General features: G+C 58.8%; 14 protein-coding genes. 7 read left to right on the top strand and 7 right to left on the bottom strand.

From position 1 onward, the window contains the following. Positions 1 to 27: 27 nt before the first annotated feature. Positions 28 to 1,956 (bottom strand): ATP-dependent zinc metalloprotease FtsH, encoded by a 1,929-nt coding sequence (gene ftsH / locus AC6I8V_RS02620; protein WP_497844387.1) that lies wholly within the window; start codon positions 1,954 to 1,956, stop codon positions 28 to 30. Positions 1,957 to 2,130: 174 nt separating this feature from the next. Continuing rightward, entirely contained in the window at positions 2,131 to 2,760 is a 630-nt protein-coding gene (gene rlmE / locus AC6I8V_RS02615; protein ID WP_497845747.1) for a 23S rRNA (uridine(2552)-2'-O)-methyltransferase RlmE, read from the bottom strand. Between the two features lie 126 nt (positions 2,761 to 2,886). Here rlmE and yhbY point away from each other — a divergent pair, with 126 nt between their 5' ends. Further along, on the top strand, positions 2,887 to 3,183 hold the full coding sequence (yhbY, locus tag AC6I8V_RS02610) for a ribosome assembly RNA-binding protein YhbY (protein WP_497845746.1): 297 nt from the start codon (positions 2,887 to 2,889) through the stop codon (positions 3,181 to 3,183). Positions 3,184 to 3,304: 121 nt separating this feature from the next. Here the strand turns inward: yhbY and greA are convergent, their stop codons facing one another. Further along, positions 3,305 to 3,781 (bottom strand): transcription elongation factor GreA, encoded by a 477-nt coding sequence (gene greA / locus AC6I8V_RS02605; protein WP_497844386.1) that lies wholly within the window; start codon positions 3,779 to 3,781, stop codon positions 3,305 to 3,307. 246 nt (positions 3,782 to 4,027) lie between these two features. Between greA and dacB the strand changes: the two genes are divergently transcribed. From dacB to pmrB, 3 genes are read left to right on the top strand one after another with little or no spacing between them, the layout of a single operon-like run. After that, a complete protein-coding gene (gene dacB, locus AC6I8V_RS02600) occupies positions 4,028 to 5,461 on the top strand; it encodes a serine-type D-Ala-D-Ala carboxypeptidase (protein WP_497844385.1) in 1,434 nt (477 codons plus the stop codon). Beyond that, a complete protein-coding gene (gene pmrA, locus AC6I8V_RS02595; protein ID WP_497844384.1) occupies positions 5,461 to 6,123 on the top strand; it encodes a two-component system response regulator PmrA in 663 nt (220 codons plus the stop codon). Before dacB ends, pmrA begins: the two co-directional genes overlap by 1 nt. After that, a complete protein-coding gene (pmrB, locus tag AC6I8V_RS02590) occupies positions 6,120 to 7,178 on the top strand; it encodes a two-component system sensor histidine kinase PmrB (RefSeq protein ID WP_497844383.1) in 1,059 nt (352 codons plus the stop codon). Before pmrA ends, pmrB begins: the two co-directional genes overlap by 4 nt. On the opposite strand, the gene AC6I8V_RS02585 is transcribed toward pmrB, so the two are convergent. Further along, positions 7,175 to 9,427 (bottom strand): TonB-dependent siderophore receptor, encoded by a 2,253-nt coding sequence (locus AC6I8V_RS02585; RefSeq protein ID WP_497844382.1) that lies wholly within the window; start codon positions 9,425 to 9,427, stop codon positions 7,175 to 7,177. The two genes, pmrB and AC6I8V_RS02585, sit on opposite strands and share 4 nt — an antisense overlap. 252 nt (positions 9,428 to 9,679) lie before the next feature. Here AC6I8V_RS02585 and fes point away from each other — a divergent pair, with 252 nt between their 5' ends. From fes to AC6I8V_RS02570, 3 genes are read left to right on the top strand one after another with little or no spacing between them, the layout of a single operon-like run. Beyond that, on the top strand, positions 9,680 to 10,891 hold the full coding sequence (fes, locus tag AC6I8V_RS02580; protein ID WP_497844381.1) for an enterochelin esterase: 1,212 nt from the start codon (positions 9,680 to 9,682) through the stop codon (positions 10,889 to 10,891). Positions 10,892 to 10,926: 35 nt separating this feature from the next. Further along, positions 10,927 to 11,148 (top strand): MbtH family protein, encoded by a 222-nt coding sequence (locus tag AC6I8V_RS02575; protein WP_497844380.1) that lies wholly within the window; start codon positions 10,927 to 10,929, stop codon positions 11,146 to 11,148. Continuing rightward, positions 11,141 to 15,058, top strand: a complete 3,918-nt coding sequence (locus AC6I8V_RS02570) for an enterobactin synthase subunit F (RefSeq protein ID WP_497844379.1) — start codon at positions 11,141 to 11,143, stop codon at positions 15,056 to 15,058. Before AC6I8V_RS02575 ends, AC6I8V_RS02570 begins: the two co-directional genes overlap by 8 nt. A gap of 101 nt (positions 15,059 to 15,159) precedes the next feature. Here the strand turns inward: AC6I8V_RS02570 and AC6I8V_RS02565 are convergent, their stop codons facing one another. Genes AC6I8V_RS02565 through fepD form a run of 3 tightly spaced genes read right to left on the bottom strand, consistent with a single transcriptional unit; the run spans position 15,160 to position 17,926 of the window. Continuing rightward, complete coding sequence (locus AC6I8V_RS02565; protein ID WP_497844378.1) at positions 15,160 to 15,960, bottom strand: ATP-binding cassette domain-containing protein; 801 nt, start codon at positions 15,958 to 15,960, stop codon at positions 15,160 to 15,162. Continuing rightward, complete coding sequence (gene fepG / locus AC6I8V_RS02560; RefSeq protein ID WP_497844377.1) at positions 15,957 to 16,940, bottom strand: iron-enterobactin ABC transporter permease; 984 nt, start codon at positions 16,938 to 16,940, stop codon at positions 15,957 to 15,959. Before fepG ends, AC6I8V_RS02565 begins: the two co-directional genes overlap by 4 nt. Beyond that, a complete protein-coding gene (fepD, locus tag AC6I8V_RS02555) occupies positions 16,937 to 17,926 on the bottom strand; it encodes a Fe(3+)-siderophore ABC transporter permease (RefSeq protein ID WP_497844376.1) in 990 nt (329 codons plus the stop codon). The genes fepG and fepD overlap by 4 nt, the downstream gene beginning before the upstream one ends. Positions 17,927 to 18,020 lie beyond the last annotated feature (94 nt).

Here is an 18,020-nt window from a genome sequence, read left to right as displayed (position 1 = left end):
GGGGTTTTTGTTGAGGATTTGCGCCTCTTATTTGTCGAACTGCTCCGACATGGTGTTGCCAGGATTCGGCGTACGCGGTTCATCAACCGGACGTGGCGCCTTCGGCGAACCGTTGCTGTCAGAGTTGTTGCTGCCTGGGTCTTCCCAGCCAGCTGGCGGACGTACTTCGCGACGCGCCATCAGGTCGTCAATCTGCGGTGCATCGATGGTTTCATACTTCATCAGCGCGTCTTTCATCGCGTGAAGGATGTCCATGTTCTCACCCAGAATGCGGCGTGCACGCTGATAGTTGCTGTCGATCAGGTGCTTAACTTCCTGGTCGATAATACGCGCCGTTTCATCAGACATGTGCTTGGCTTTCGCGACAGAACGGCCCAGGAACACTTCACCCTCTTCCTCTGCGTACAGCAGCGGACCGAGTTTCTCGGAGAAGCCCCATTGTGTCACCATGTTGCGCGCCAGGTTAGTGGCCACTTTGATGTCGTTAGATGCGCCCGTCGATACGTGCTCAACGCCGTAGATGATCTCTTCGGCCAGACGACCGCCGTACAGGGTAGAAATCTGGCTTTCCAGTTTCTGACGGCTGGCGCTGATAGCATCGCCTTCCGGCAGGAAGAAGGTCACACCCAGCGCGCGACCGCGCGGAATGATGGTCACTTTATGCACCGGATCGTGTTCCGGCACCAGACGACCAATAATCGCGTGGCCTGCTTCGTGGTAAGCGGTCGATTCTTTCTGCGCTTCAGTCATCACCATGGAGCGACGTTCCGCACCCATCATGATTTTGTCTTTAGCTTTCTCGAACTCAACCATTGATACGACGCGCTTGTTAGAACGTGCAGCAAACAGCGCAGCTTCGTTCACCAGGTTCGCCAGGTCAGCACCGGAGAAGCCCGGCGTACCACGTGCGATAATGGCGGCATCAATGTCGGTTGCCAGCGGCACGCGACGCATATGCACTTTGAGGATCTGCTCACGACCACGAACGTCCGGCAGACCAACCACAACCTGGCGGTCAAAACGGCCTGGACGCAGCAGCGCAGGGTCAAGTACATCAGGACGGTTAGTTGCAGCGATAACGATAATGCCTTCGTTGCCTTCAAAACCATCCATCTCAACCAGCATCTGGTTCAGCGTCTGTTCACGTTCATCGTGACCACCGCCTAAACCGGCGCCACGCTGACGACCCACCGCATCGATTTCATCGATAAAGATGATGCACGGAGCCGCTTTTTTCGCTTGTTCGAACATGTCACGCACACGAGATGCACCCACACCCACGAACATTTCAACGAAGTCAGAACCGGAGATAGTAAAGAAAGGCACTTTCGCTTCACCGGCGATCGCTTTCGCCAGCAGGGTTTTACCGGTACCCGGCGGACCCACCATCAGTACGCCTTTCGGGATCTTACCGCCCAGCTTCTGGAAACGACTCGGTTCACGCAGATACTCTACCAGCTCACCCACTTCCTCTTTGGCCTCGTCACAACCGGCCACATCAGCAAAGGTGGTTTTGATCTGGTCTTCGGTCAGCATACGCGCCTTGCTCTTGCCGAAGGACATCGCGCCCTTCCCGCCGCCGCCTTGCATCTGACGCATAAAGAAGATCCATACGCCAATCAGCAGTAGCATCGGGAACCAGGAGATGAAGATCGACGCCAGCAGGCTCGGTTCTTCCGGCGGTTCACCGACGACTTTGACGTTTTTGGTCAACAGGTTATCGAGTAACTTGGGATCGTTGACAGGAATATAGGTCGTGTATTTATTACTGTCTTTTTTGGTAACGTTAATCTCACGCCCGTTAATACGTGCCTCGCGGACCTGATCCTGGTTCACTTCCGACAGGAAGGTTGAATAATCAACCCTACGGCCATTCGACTCGCTGGGCCCAAAGCTCTGGAATACTGACATCAGCACGACCGCGATGACTAACCAGAGAATCAGGTTTTTCGCCATGTCACTCAAGGGATTAACCTCATATTACAACGGTGTTAACAGACAGCGTAGGGTACTATATATCCTTCATACCTGGAATCGCGGCGCTGATGATTTTGCTTGTTTACCCTGAATCTCAGAATTCTCATCGGTGTAAACGCATTTGTCGCCTTGCTTTGATTCCTGTACGTCTGGTTATAGTTTGCGCCCTGTCGCCACAATGTACACTTCGCGCGAACGTGAGCGCGAAGCATCCGGCTTACGAATTTTCACTTTCGTAAACAGGGAGCGAATTTCCCGCAGGTATTCATCGAAGCCATCTCCCTGAAACACTTTCACCACAAAACTGCCGCCTGGGGCCAGGATATCCCGACACATTTCGAGCGCCAATTCTACCAAATACATCGAACGTGGAATATCAACTGCGGGTGTACCACTCATGTTGGGCGCCATGTCCGACATGACCACCTGCACTTTTTCGTCACCAACGCGTTCCAGTAGCGTCTTCAAAACTGCTTCGTCACGAAAATCGCCTTGCAGAAAATCAACACCGACAATCGGGTCCATTGGCAGCAGGTCACAGGCAATAATACGGCCACCCGAGCCAATCAGTTGTACCACATATTGCGACCAGCCACCGGGTGCAGCACCCAGATCTACCACTGTCATACCGGGTTTGAAAAGCTTGTCACCCTGCTGTATTTCCTCAAGTTTAAACCAGGCGCGCGAACGCAACCCTTTTTTCTGTGCCTGGAGCACATATTTATCGCTAAAGTGTTCCTGAAGCCAGCGACTGGAACTGGCCGAACGCTTTTTACCCGTCATAATTTTTCCAATTAAATCGTCATCGTAGCGATAAATCAGCACGCAGTTGGTGCGTTGATTTGGCGATATACCCGAGATGGCGGTAGAATGAACCGTTTTCAATCCCTAAGTAAGCAAAAAAATACGATGAATCTGAGTACCAAACAAAAACAGCACCTGAAAGGCCTCGCCCATCCGCTGAAACCCGTTGTTATGCTGGGTGGTAACGGCCTGACTGAAGGCGTGCTCGCCGAGATCGAACAGGCGCTCGAACATCACGAATTGATCAAGGTGAAAATTGCCTCGGAAGATCGTGAAACCAAGCTGCTGATCGTTGAGGCTATCGTCCGCGAAACTAAAGCGTGCAACGTACAGGTCATCGGCAAAACGCTGGTGCTGTATCGTCCTGCAAAGGAGCGTAAAATTTCTCTGCCTCGTTCATAAAGGCTTCTGGCCGAGCCGGGCAAAGAAAGTGACATGCTCCTGCATGGGATAAAAGGCCGCTATGCGGCCTTTTTCCTTTCTTTACAATATGCAGCAACGCATTTCAAAGCGATGCAATATCTTAAAGGTATTCCACCTTCAGGATCTCATATTCCACATCACCGCCAGGGGTTTTGATGATGGCGACATCATCCGCTTCTTTACCCACCAGGCCACGCGCCATCGGCGAATTCACTGAAATCAGATTCTGTTTAAAATCGGCTTCGTCATCGCCCACGATACGGTAGGTTGATTCTTCGTCGGTATCGACGTTCAGCACCTGCACGGTCGCACCAAAAATCACCCGACCGGTTTTCGGCATCTGCGTAATATCAATGATTTGTGCATTGGAGAGCTTAGCTTCGATCTCCTGAATACGTCCCTCGCAGAAACCCTGTTCCTCGCGGGCCGCATGGTATTCGGCATTCTCTTTCAGATCGCCGTGCTCACGGGCTTCGGCGATAGAGGCGATGATGCGCGGACGCTTAACGGTTTTCAGTTCGTTCAGCTCCTCGCGCAGCTTTTCAGCGCCTTTCAACGTCATCGGAATCTGATTCATTTTGGCTCCTCGTCATCTTTCCTGGTTAACGGCGTCATCCTGACCGGTGACAGCAGAAAACAGCTTCTGCGGCGCGTTACCTCATTTCACAAGCAAAAGAATCCTGACCCGGAAAGCGTTCCGGGTCAGGATTGGTTTTGCATTTTGATACGTATTTTACCCCAGAGTTCCCTGTGGGTCATCGTTTACTTTGCACCGTCCGGGGACGTAGTATTGACGCCCTCACCCGTCAGTTAACGCGAGATTATGCGATTTTCACGACTTGTTACCGGATTAACCTGTGCGTTTATGCTGCAGGCACAAGCAGCCCCCGTAGAGGAATACATGCAGTATCTGCCAGACGGCGCAAACCTGGCGCTGCTGGTACAAAAAGTGGGCGCATCAACCCCGATAATCGACTTTCACGGCAAACAGATGGCGCTCCCCGCCAGTACCATGAAAGTGGTGACGGCGCTGGCAGCCCTGCTGGAACTTGGCCCTGACTTCCGCTTTCAGACCACGCTGGAGACCAAAGGCGCAGTCAGCGATGGCACGCTGAATGGCGATCTGGTGGCGCGTTTTGCGGGTGATCCCACCCTGGGCCGCCAGGATCTGCGCAATATGGTCGCCTCCCTGAAAAAGCAGGGCATCACCCATATCAAAGGCAACCTGGTGATCGACACCTCGGTGTTCGCCAGCCACGATATGGCGCCAGGCTGGCCATGGAATGACCTGACGCAGTGCTTCAGTGCCCCGCCAGGTGCCGCCATCGTGGATAAAAACTGTTTCTCGGTGTCGCTCTACAGCGCCAACACCCCCGGTGATAACGCCTTTATTCGTATCGCCTCCTATTATCCGGCGCATATGTTCAGCCAGGTGCGTACCCTTGGCCGCAACAGCGGCGACGGACAATATTGCGAGCTGGATGTGGTGCCGGGTGAACTGAATCGCTATACGCTGACCGGTTGTATGCGCCAGCGCGCCGAACCGCTGCCGCTGGCTTTTGCGGTACAGGATGGCGCCGCCTGGGCGGGCGAAATCCTCAAGGATGAACTGCGCGCGGCTGATATTGATTACAGCGGCCATCTGGTCCGCCAGACGCAGGTGACATCGCCGGGCACGGTGCTGGCCTCCACGCAATCCGCGCCGCTGCATGATCTGCTGCACACCATGCTGAAGAAATCGGACAACATGATTGCCGACACCGTGTTCCGTACTATCGGCCATCATTACTTCAACGTACCGGGCACCTTCCGCGCCGGGTCTGATGCCGTGCGTCGTATTCTGCGCGAAAAAGCGGGCGTCGATCTCGGCAACAGCATTCAGGTGGACGGCTCCGGCCTGTCGCGTCATGATTTGATCGCGCCAGACACCATGATGCAGGTGTTGCAGTACATCGCGAAAAACGATTCGACGCTGGATTACATCTCGATGCTGCCGCTGGCGGGCTATAACGGCACGCTACAATATCGTGGCGGCCTGCATGAAGCGGGGCTGGATGGCAAAGTCTCGGCGAAAACCGGCTCATTGCAGGGCGTATATAATCTGGCAGGATTTATCACCACCTCCAGTGGCGCACGCGTGGCCTTTGTGCAGTATCTTTCCGGTTATGCGGTTCCCCCGGAAGATCAGAAAACGCGCCGCATTCCGCTGGTGCGTTTCGAAAGCCGCCTCTACAAGGACATTTACCAGAACAACTGATGAAACTGTTAATCGTTGAGGATGATGCGCTGCTGCAATCGGGCCTGGCCCAGGCACTGAGCGCCCAGGGTTACGCCGTGGACTGTGCCGCCAGCGCTGCCGAGAGCAACGCGCTGCTGCGCAGCGGCCAGTACAGCCTGATCGTGCTGGATCTCGGCCTGCCGGATCGGGACGGCGCGGCGCTGCTGCGTCAGTGGCGGCGCGACGGCATCAATGTCCCGGTGCTGATCCTCACTGCGCGTGATGCGCTGGAGGATCGGGTCGACGGGCTGGATGCCGGTGCCGATGATTATCTGGTGAAACCCTTTGCGCTGGTTGAGTTGCAGGCGCGCGTGCGCGCCCTGATTCGCCGCTATCAGGGCCATAGCGATAATCTGTTGCAGCAGGGCGACCTCACCCTCAACCTCAGTTCTCAGCAGGTGCTGCTGGAAAACCAGCCGCTGGAAATCACGCCGAAAGAGTTCGCGTTGCTGACTCGTCTGCTGATGCGGGTCGGGCAGAATGTGCATCGCGAAACGCTGCAACAGGATCTCTACAGCTGGAACGACGATCCCGGATCGAACACCCTGGAAGTGCATATTCACAATCTGCGCCGCAAACTCGGCAAGGATCGCATCAAAACCGTGCGTGGCGTCGGTTACCGGCTGGAAGTGCGCGAATGAACAGTATGCGCCAGCGCTTACTGATCATGCTGGCGCTGATTCTGCTCACCTGCCAGGTGATGAGCGCCATCTGGTTATGGCATGAAAGCCGCGAGCAGATTGGTTTTCTGGTGAATGAAACCCTCTCCGCCAAAGCGCGCAACGATCACGTTGAAAATGAGATCCGCGAAGCCATCGCCTCGCTGCTGCTGCCCTCGCTGGTGATGGTGTGCCTGACGCTGCTGTTCTCCTTCTGGGCCATCAACTGGATTATCCGCCCGTTAAAGTCGCTGCAAAACAGCCTCGCCCACCGCTCTGCCGATAACCTGACGCCGTTGCCACTCAACTCCGACATGGAAGAGGTCGTGGCGGTCACCACCTCGATTAACCAGCTGCTGTTGCGCCTCGACCACACCCTGCAACAGGAGCGTCTGTTCACCGCCGATGCCGCCCACGAGTTACGCACGCCGCTCGCCGGATTGCGTCTGCATCTGGAGCTGCTGCAACAGCAGAACGTGCCGCAAAGCGAAATGCTGGTGGCGCGTATCGATCAACTGATGCACACCGTCGAACAGCTGCTGATGCTGTCGCGCGCCGGTCAGGCGCTGGCGAGCGGTCATTACCAGCAGTTGCACTGGCTGCGCGACATCATGCAGCCGCTCCATCCGGAGATGGCCGAGCTTTACGACCAGCGCCAGCAGCAATTGCGCTGGCCGCAGGGTGAGGATGTTCCACAACAGGGCGAAGCGGTTTTACTGCGTCTGATGCTGCGCAACCTGCTGGAAAATGCCTCGCGCTACAGCCCGGAAGGCAGTGAAGTGAAGGTGTTTTTACGTCAGGAGCAGCAGCAGGTAATCCTGGAAGTGTGGGATCAGGGGCCGGGGATTGAAGCCAGTGCGGCGGAAGAGTTAACCAAAGCATTCCGGCGTCGCGATCAGCGCTACGGCGGCAGTGGTTTAGGGTTGAATATCGTGCTGCGCATCGTACAGATGCATCGCGGAAGTCTGGAGTTGATTAACCGGGAAGATGGCAGCGGGCTGATTGCCCGCTGCCGTTTACCTCATCACCTCAATTAGAAGTGAGTATTGAGGCTCATATAGTAAGTACGGCCTGATTCGTTGTAGGTGTTAGCACCCGCACCGTACAGATAAGCGCCGGTGGTGGCGTTGCCGGTGGTCTGGGCATTACCTTCACGGAAGTGGCGTTTATCGAACAGGTTGTCGATGCCCAGAGTAACGCTGGCGTACTTAGTGACCTCGTAAGTGCCGCTCATCCCAATGATTGAGTAAGGGCTGACTTTATCGGTCGCAGTGCCGGTTACTGGCTGGCCTTTGTAGTCATACTTCTTCGGCGTCTGGGTGCCGTACCAGGTCAGGGTGGTCTGCAAAGAGAGATCCTCTGTGGCCTGCCAGCTCAGCGTCGAGTTCAGCGTATATTCCGGGATGATCGACAGACGATCGCCAGTCTCTTTGTTCTTGCTCTGCAACATGTAAGTGAAGTTGTTATTCCACATCACGGTGTCAGAGAACGGCACATTGACGGTCCCTTCCAGCCCTTCCACCACGGCTTTCGGTACGTTTTCCCACTTATAGATATCCGTGGTGCCGTTTGATGCGGTGCCCGTCGGGACATAGCCTGCTTCGATCTTGTTGCGATAATCGTTGCGGAACCAGGTCAGACCGGCCTGATAACCTTCGTGTTTCCACTCCAGTCCCACTTCCTTGTTGATGCTGTTTTCTGCTTTCAGGTCTTTGTTACCCTGAAGATAGCAGGCACCGGCGCTGTCGGCACAACCCTGGCCGTTGCTGTACAGCAGGTAGTTCGGGTTGGTCTGATACAGGCTTGGTGCTTTATAAGCACGACCGATACCCATCTTCAGCGTGAAGTCGTCACCCAATCCTTGCGACAGGTTCAGTGACGGGCTCCAGTTGTTGCCGACAATCGAGTGATGATCGAAACGCAGGCTCGGCGTCAACATGGTGCTGTCAGTCACCTCCATGTTGTCTTCGGCGAACAGCGAGAAGATCTCAGCCTGTGAATACGGACTACGCCCGGTGTTCGAGATGCCCGGCACGTTGCCGTAGTTTGCCGCCTGCGTGGTAGATGAAGGGTCCTTCATGCTCTGCTGGTTCCATTCGGTACCCAGCGTTGCGGTCTGGTTAATCAGCCACTCAAACGGAATGCTGACTTCACTGTGCAGCAGGATGTCGTCCAGCTGGATGGTGTTAAAACCATCGTTGGAGAAGATACCTTCAGTACCGCCTGCCAGACCTTCATTGATACGGGTGTTACGGGTTTTCTCGTAGCGCGCGTAGCTATTGGTGCTGACGCCGTTGTCCCAGGCACCCGTCCACTTCAGCGAGATATTCTGGCGATACAGACGGTTGGTTTCATCACCATACAGGCTTTTCACCAACGCGCTGGTGTTGGTGTTCTGGGTATCGCCGGCATACAGGTTGCCCTGACGGCTATAGCCACCCTGCAACTCGAGGGTCTGCATCGGTGCAAAGGTCCAGCTCAGCAACGCATTGATATCTTTATTGACTGAGCCTTCGCGTCCAGACGGATAGCTGCCGGCATAGGTACCGGTACGCGGTGCCGCATGACCTTCGTTGATATCGTAAGCGTCGGCCTGGGTTTTGGCTAAGCCGCCGTACAAGCGGAAATTAAAATCATCGCCCAGCGGCCCTTCAAGACTGAAGTTGGTGCGCTTGGTCGCCCCTTCTTCCTTGTGTTCCGGTGCGTTGAAATAGGTGTTCCAGGAACCATGCCACTGCTGATCGTTATATTTTTTGGTGATGATATTCACCACGCCGCCCGCCGCGCCGTTGCCGTAGCGCACCGCAGCCGGACCACGAATCACGTCAATATGGTCGATCATTTCCGGCGGCACCCAGTTGGTATCACCGCGAGTGTCACGCTCACCACGCCAGCCAAGACGTACCGAGTTACGGCTGGTGATCGGCATACCATCAACCATGATCAGGGTATTTTCCGGACCCATACCACGAATATCGATCTGGCGATTGTTGCCGCGCTGGCCGCTGGTGGAGTTACCGGTCAGGTTAACGCCCGGCATAGTGCGGATGATTTCGGACACATCGCGCGCTGGCGGATGCTTTTTGATTTCATCAGCGGTAATGGTGGAAACACCGGGAGCTTGCAGCGTCTGCTGCTGGGCGGTCACCATCATGGTGCCGCCGTTCTGGGAATTGGCGTCTGTGTTGGAAGTCGTCGTGCTGGAGGTTTCTGCTGCCCAGGCACTGCCTGAGAGTAATCCCAGTTCAATCAGAATAGCTAATGATAAACGCGAATATTTTGTCATTTTTTCGTTCCTGGATTGCCAGAAAAGGTCACTGGCGCGCCGGTGTGAATATCCCTGTCCTTATCGTCGCCCTGTTCCAGACCTGGCAGTGCCATCCGTTGCTCATCCCTTCCGCAAGGGGAAAGGTGACAGGCGGAACGAGCGTGCTCTTTTTGAGCGGAAACACACTATTGCAAATGCAAATAATTATCAATAGTATTATTTATTACCTTTGTATAACTTTTCTTATGTAAACGGCGACTGGCAGCACCTATGACCTGGCTAAATGATGTAACCGGCAGTGAAGCCTGGTGGCAGGAGCAGCAACGGAAAGGCATCCCCCGTATTGAGGAGGAGATCGATGGCCAGTGTCTGGTCACCTTCTTCTGGCGCGATCCGCAGGGCAGCGAAGCGCAGTCATCTACCCAGCGGGTATGGATCAACGTCACCGGCGTCACCGATCACCACCAGCGTCGGCCGCCGCAATCGCTGGTGCGGGTGGCGAATAGCGATGTCTGGTACTGGCAAACCACCCTGCCAGCCAACTGGCGCGGCAGCTACTGCCTGATGCCGGATCAACATGCCACCGATTTCTCCGGCGAAGCGGACATGCACGCCCTGCGCAACTGGTGGCGCGACAAATTCCCCACTGCCCAGCCCGATCCGCTCAATACGCTGCGCGGCTGGTCTGGCGGACGTGGCATGGGCGTTTCACCCCTGCATCTGCCGCAAGCCCCCAATCAGCAGGTATGGCGCGCCATTGATGAAGGCAATGCCTCGCCCGTCACCCTGCAAACCTATCGCTGGGACAGCGCCCTGCTCGGCAACAGCCGCACCGTCTGGCTGTACTGCACCGGGGATGCGGAACCGCAGCAACGTCCGCTGGCGATTTTGCTTGATGGTCAGTTCTGGGTGCACAACATGCCGATTGCCGGCCCGCTGCAACAACTCACCGATGCAGGGGCACTGCCCGCCGCCGTCTATCTGTTTATCGACATCATCGATCGCGAACATCGCAGCCGCGAATTGCCCTGTAATGCCCTGTTCTGGCAGGCGTTGCAGGAAGAACTGCTGCCGCAGGTCGCCCAGTGGGCGCCGCATCAACAACAGGCAGCGAGCACCGTGGTCGCCGGACAAAGTTTCGGTGGCCTGGCGTCGGTCTACGCCGCCCTGCACTGGCCGCAACGCTTTGGCAATGCGCTTAGCCTGTCAGGTTCCTTCTGGTGGCCGGAGCGCGGAAACGCCTATGGCTGGCTGTTGCAGCAGCTGGAGCAGGGTCTGGCACCGCGCCAGCCGCTGCGCTTCTGGCTGGAAGCAGGCAACCGTGAAGGCCTGATTTTGCAGGCGAATCAGCAACTACAACAGAAGTTACAAGCCGCCGGTTATCAGGTTGATTACCAGCCGGTGGAAGGTGGACACGATGCGCTGTGCTGGCGTGGCGGTCTGCTTGATGGCTTGCAGGCACTGTGGCGTACCCCGACATAAATTCATCTCGCCCAACGTAACGGGCAGGAGCCGACATGGAACATCGCAATCCCTTCGACGATCCGCAGCAGGATTGTCTGGTGCTGCGCAGCCCGCAGCAACAATACAGTTTATGGCCCGCGTTCAGCGCCCTTCCCGCCGGCTGGCAGCCCGTATATGGCCCGCAGCCGCAGCCCGCCTGTATGAGCTGGCTGGAACAGAACTGGCACGATATTCGCCCAGTTACGCAGGACACAAACCGGAGCGACAATGTCTGAATCCCTGATGAATCGACCCCATACCGAACAGCAAACCCTGCCCCTGGTGGCCGCGCAGCCCGGCATCTGGATTGCTGACCAGCTTTCCCGCCACCACAACGCCTACGCGGTGGCTCACTTTATTGAATTACATGGCGACATCGACAGCGCGCTGCTGACAAAAGCGATCATCGCCGGGATGCAGGAAGCGGATACGCTAAACATGGCGTTTGGCGAAGTGGACGGTGAAGCGCTGCAATGGCCGCAGGCGCAAAACTTTAGCCAGCCGCAGCTGATCGATCTGCGCACGGAAGCCGATCCGGCCGCAACCACCCGCGCGCGGATGCGGGCCGATATGAACGGCGATCTGCGCGTGCTGAGCGGCGCGCCGCTGTATCACCACTGCCTGTTCCGTCTCGGCGAGCAGCACTGGTTCTGGTATCAGCGTTACCATCATCTGGTGGTGGATGGCTTCAGCTTCACCGCCCTGACGCGCCGCATCGCTAACCTGTACAGCGCCCTGGCGCGCCAGCAGGCGCCGGAACCGACGCCATTTATCCCGTTTAGCGAAGTGGTGGAGGAGTATCAGCGCTATCAGCAATCCTCCTCCTACGCGCGCGACCGCCAGTTCTGGCGCGAAAAAGGCGCGACGCTGCCTGCGCCAGCCTCACTGTCGCCACAGCCGCTGGCCGGTCAGAGCGCCAGCACCGATCTGCTGCGTCACGCGCTGACGCTGGATCACGCCACTTTCCAGACGCTGGTCAGCCAGCATCCGCAGCACAGCGCCGCCGATCTTGCTTTCGCGCTGGTCGGGTTATGGCTGGCGCGCCTGAGCGGACAAAACGACTTCTCCGCCGGCTTCATCTTTATGCGCCGCATCGGTTCTGCCGCGCTGTGCGCTACCGGCCCGGTGATTAACGTGCTGCCGATGGCGATCCATTACGATCCGGCCCAACCGCTGGCCGCGCTGGCGACCCAGCTGGCAGGTGAAGTGAAGAAGATGCGCCGTCATCAGCGTTACGACGCCGAACAGGTGCAGCGCGATCTTGGCCGTCTCGGCGATGGCGATCCGCTGTATGGCCCGGTGATCAACCTGAAGATGTTTGACTATCAGCTGGATTTCGCCGGGGTGGAGGGGATTACCCATCAGCTGGCTTCCGGCCCGGTCCGCGATCTGGAAATCGCCATCTATATCAGCGAGCGGGGCGAGCTGACGCTGGAGCTGCTGGCTAACGCCGAACGCTACAGCCTGGCGACGCTGCAACGCCACGCCAGCCGTTTCGCCTTATTGCTGACCCAGCTGGCGGCTGCGCCGCAGCGCCCCTGTGGCGAGCTGGATCTGCTGACGACGGAAGAACATCGCCAGCTGGCAGACATTAACCACACCGCCCATCCGCTGCCTGCCGCCACCCTGGCATCGCTGCTGGCGCAGCAGGCGGCTCGGACGCCGGATGCCCCGGCGCTGACCGATGCCCAGCATCAGCTGAGCTACCGTCAGATGCAGCAGCAGGTGTTTGCGCTGGCGCAGCAGCTGAGCGCTGCCGGTGTGCAGCGCGGCGCTATCGTCGCCGTGGCGTTGCCGCGTTCGGTCCAGCTGTCGCTGGCGTTGCAGGCCATTGTCTCGCTTGGTGCCGCTTATCTGCCGCTCGATACCGGTTATCCCGACGAACGTCTGCAACTGATGCTGGAGGATGCCGAGCCACAAACGCTGATCACCTCCGCCTCGCTGTCGACGCGTTTCGCCGCCATTGCCGACGTGAACCAGCTGCATTTCGATGCCCTGTCCGCCACGCTGGACGCCCCTGCCCCGGCCAGCGCGCCGCAACCGCAGGATGGCGCTTACATCATCTATACCTCGGGTTCCACCGGACGTCCCAAAGGGGTGCTGGTCGGGCATGAGGCGATCGTAAACCGTCTGCTGTGGATGCAGGATCACTATCCGCTGCAAGCCGACGATGTGGTATTGCAAAAAACCCCGAGCAGCTTTGACGTCTCGGTATGGGAATTCTTCTGGCCGCTGCTGGTCGGTGCGCAGCTGGTGATGGCGCCGCCGGAGGCGCATCGCGACCCGGAAGCCCTGCAACAGTTGTTCGCGCAACACAAGGTGACCACCACCCACTTCGTTCCTTCGATGCTGGCGGCGTTTGTTGCTGCGTTGCAGGATGAGGCGGCGATCAACAGCTGCGCCAGCCTGCGCCGCGTCTTCTGTAGCGGTGAAGCGCTGCCGACCGATCTGTCGCGCGAATGGGAACAGCTCACCCAGGTGCCGTTACATAATCTGTATGGCCCCACCGAAGCAGCGGTGGATGTCAGCTGGTATCCGGCCTTTGGCGAGGCGCTGGCGGCGGTGGAAGGGGCCAGCGTACCGATTGGCTGGCCGGTATGGAACACCGGGCTGCGTATTCTTGACGCCCGTCTGCAACCGGTGCCGCCGGGCGTAGCGGGCGATCTCTATCTGACCGGCATTCAGCTGGCGCACGGCTATCTGGGCCGCCCCGATCTCACCGCCAGCCGTTTTGTTGCTGACCCGGCCGGAAACGGCGAGCGTATGTATCGTACGGGCGATGTGGCGCGCTGGCTGGACAACGGCGCGGTGGAGTACCTCGGCCGCAGCGACGATCAGTTAAAAATTCGCGGCCAGCGCATTGAACTGAATGAGATCGATCATGTGTTGAGCGCGCAACCTGGCATTGAGCAGGCGGTAACGCACGCGGTGGTGCTGGGCGGCGCAGCGGCGCAGGGCGATGCCCGTCAGCTGGTCGGTTATGTGGTTGCCGACCATGCGATTGATAGCGAAGCGCTGCGCAGCGCGCTGGCGCAACAGCTGCCCGCCCATATGGTGCCGGTGGCGATTGTCCAGCTGGAGGCTTTCCCGCTCAGCAGCAACGGTAAACTGGATCGCAAAGCCCTGCCGCTGCCGCAGGCCGCCACGGCCAGCGCCGGACGTGAACCCCATGCCGGGCTGGAAAGCCAGCTGGCGGCGGCATTTTGTCAGTTGCTGGCGCGCGACAGCATCAGCGCGCAGGATGATTTCTTCGCGCTTGGCGGCCACTCCCTGCTGGCGATGCGCCTTGCCGCTCAGCTGCGCCGCGAGCTGCAACAGCCGGTATCGGTCGGGCAGATTATGGTGGCCTCCAGCGTCGAAAAACTGGCGGCGCTGCTCAGCGATGCGCAGTCTCATCAGCAGGCTGGTTTCGAAGCGGTGCTGCCGCTGCGGCAGAGCCACGGGCCGACGCTGTTCTGCTTCCATCCGGCGTCTGGCTTTGCCTGGCAGTTCAGCATCCTGCAACGCTATCTCGACCCGCGCTGGTCGCTGATCGGCATTCAGTCGCCGGACACCGCCAGCCCGCTGAACCAGAGCGCGCATCTGGACGCGGTGTGCGATGCCCATCTGCGTACTTTGCGCGAAGCACAGCCGCACGGCCCTTACTATTTCCTCGGCTACTCGCTTGGCGGCACCCTGGCGCAGGGTATCGCGGCACGCCTGGAGGCGGCCGGTGAACAGGTGGCATTCCTTGGCCTGCTGGATACCTGGCCGCCGGAAACCCAGAACTGGGATGAAAAGCGGGGCGAGAACGTGCTGGATCCGGCGGTGCTGGACGAGGTGAATCGTGAACGCGAGCAGTTTATCGCCGCGCAGCGCCATCAGGCCGGTGAAGAGATGCAGGCGATGTTCGATACCATCGAAGCCAACTACGCCAGCTCGGTACGCCTGCTGGCGACGGCACGCAGCGCGCAATTCGCCGGTCGCGCCACGCTGTTCCTGGCCGAACAGACGCAGCAGCCAGGCCAGGATGCCCGTCGTGCCTGGGCGCCATATGTCGGCGAGCTGGACGTGTGGCCGATGGATTGCGCCCACGTCGATATCATTTCACCGAGGATGTTTGAGCAGATTGGACCGCTGCTGCAACGGTTGTTAGCGGAGATGTGAGCCAGGGGAGATAGGTTCCGTGCGGTCTTCCGCCAGGTGCGCATCAATGCGCACCCTACAGGTCGGGATTTATCCCGACCGGGCCAATCAGCGCACAGGCATTACGCCGCTGGACGCCCCAGCGGCACAATCATTGGCGTATGCGCCACCGGATCTTCCACAATCACGCAACGCAACCCATACACCTGCTCAATCAGCGCCGGGGTGACAATCTCGGCCGGTTTTCCTTCGGCAATAATCCGTCCATGACGCATCGCAATCAGGTGCGTGGCATAACGGCAGGCATGGTTCAGGTCATGCAGCACCACCACCAGCGTGCGGCCGTGCTGCTGATTGAGATCCTGCATCAGTTCAAGCAATTCAATCTGATAGGTAATATCCAGCCAGGTTGTCGGCTCATCCAGCAGCAGCAGCGGCGTCTGCTGTGCCAGCACCATGGCGATCCACACCCGCTGGCGCTGGCCGCCTGACAGGGTATCCACCGGCTGCTGCGCGAGATCCGCTACGCCGGTCGCCAGCATCGCCTGCTGCACCGCCGCTTCATCTTCGTCACGCCAGCGGCCAAACAGCGACTGGTGCGGATAACGACCGCGCGCCACCAGTTCGGTGACGTTAATCCCCGCTGGCGCACTGGAGCTTTGTGGCAGCAGGCCCAGACGACGCGCCACCTCTTTGGTGGGATAGCGCGCGATCGCCTCGCCATCCAGATATACCTGGCCTTTCAGCGGCGCATTGAGGCGACTCAGGGTGCGCAGCAGCGTTGATTTGCCGCAGGCGTTGGGACCGATAATCACCGTCAGCTCCCCTTCCGGGATCGCCACAGACAGATTTTCCGCCACCACCTTTTTGTCGTAACCCAGCGTCAGCCCTTCGCCATAGAGACGTGAAGAGTGTTCGGTCATTGGCGTCGTGCCTCCCGCACCAGTAAAGCAATCAGATAAAGGCCGCCGAGGCTGACGGTAATCACGCCAACCGGCAATTGATAAGGCAGGAACAGATGCTGAGCGGCGAAATCCGCCGCCAGCAGCAGCAGCGCGCCGCACAGCGCCGCCAGCGGCAGAGCGCCTTTCACGCCGCCGCCGAGACGGCGGGCAATCTGCGGCGCCAGCAGCGCCACAAACGAAATCGGCCCGACCAGCGCGGTCGAAGCCGCCGTCAGCACCACGCCCAGCAGCATCAGCCACAGGCGGCTGCGCTCCACCGGCACGCCAAGGGCGCAGGCGGTGTCATCGCCCATTTCCAGCAAACGCATACGCCGCGCCAGCAGCGCCACCAGCAGCAACGCCAGCAGCAGCGCCGCAATCACCGGCGGCGTTTTCGTCCAGGTGATGCCGTTAAGCGATCCGGCGCTCCACAAGCCAGCGCTCAGCGCCGCATCCAGCGAAGCGCTGATAATCAGCCAGCTGTTGAGCGCCATCAGCAGCGCCCGCACGCTGATACCGACGATAATCAAACGGAAGGTCGCCACGCCGTTGCGCCACGCAAACAGATAAACCAGCGCGGCGGTGGCGATGCCGCCCACCAGCGCCGCCGCCGTCATCGCCGGGGCGTTTTGATTGAACAGCACCAGCGCCACCAGCACGCCGCTGTAAGCGCCGGTGTTAAAGCCGAGAATATCGGGGCTGCCGAGCGGATTACGCAGCAGCGACTGGAAAATCGCCCCGCTGACGCCAAGCGCCGCGCCTACCAGCAGCGCCATCAGCACGCGCGGCAGACGCCACTCCAGTACGATAAGTTTTACGTTGCTGGCACCCTGGCCCAGTAACATCTGCCAGATCTGTTCGCCACTGATCGGCAACGCGCCGCGCGTGATTGCCAGAAAGGCGATCAACCCACAGCTCAGCAGCAGCCACAGGGCGTGCATCATTACGCGCCGCGTCATAAGCCACCCTGCCCTGATTTACGGCGCACCAGCACAATCAGCATCGGCGCGCCGAGCATGGCGGTCACGATGGAAACGCGCAGCTCGCCGGGCACCAGCAGACGGCCAAGAATATCCGCCGCCAGCAGCAGAATGGGTGTCACCAGCGCCGTTGCGGGTAGCAGCCAGCGATGGTCATTGCCCACCAGCCAGCGCGCCAGATGCGGCGTCATCAAGCCGATAAAGGCAATCGGCCCCACTGCCGCGGTGGCCGCGCCGCAGAGCAGCGCAATCGCCAGCAGTCCCAGCAGTTGCGTGCGGGCTACGCGGGTGCCGAGCGCGGTGGCCATATCGCCGCCCATACTCAGGCTGTTCAGCGCCGATGACAGGCAAAACGCCACGATGCTGCCAATGACGACGGCAGGAAAAAGCGTACGCAGAATAGTGAAGTTGCGGATATCCAGCGAACCGCTGTGCCAGAAACGCAGATGGTCATAGATGTCGGGATTGAGCAGCGAGATGCCGGAGGTCAGCCCGTCCAGTACCGCGCCCAGCGCCACTCCCGCGAGGGTTAAACGCACCGGGTTGACGCGGCCGCCGCCGATCGCGCCGGTCAGCGCCACCAGCAGCGAGCCAAGCAGCGCGCCACCAAAGGCAAAACCGAGCCAATCCAGCGGGGAATCAGCGCCAAACAGCGCAATGCCCAACACCACGGCGAAACCGGCGGCGGCGTTGACGCCCAGGATACCAGGATCCGCCAGCGGGTTGCGCGTCAGGCTTTGCATCAGCGCCCCCGCCAGCCCCAGCCCCACGCCAGCCAGCAATCCGGCCAGAGTGCGCGGCAGGCGCGCATCACGCACGATGACGCACTCCGCACTGCTACAGGAGGTGGTAAGCGAATGATAAACATCGGAAAACGGAATGGATTTCGCCCCCAGCATTAAACTGAGCGCAATAAGGAACAACAGCAGAATCCCTGAGCCTGCCATTGCACGGATCTGGCGCATAGCGTTCTGAACCTTCTACTTTTCAACGTCGTGCGTGCGTAGGGTAAATGTGATAATGATATTTGTTATCGTTATTACTCGTATTTATCCATGT

This window comes from Pantoea sp. X-Soil-TKNS-1207, assembly GCF_059730485.1.
The sequence above is the reverse complement of the archived record's forward strand: the minus strand, read 5'-3'. Positions and strand labels throughout refer to the sequence as shown.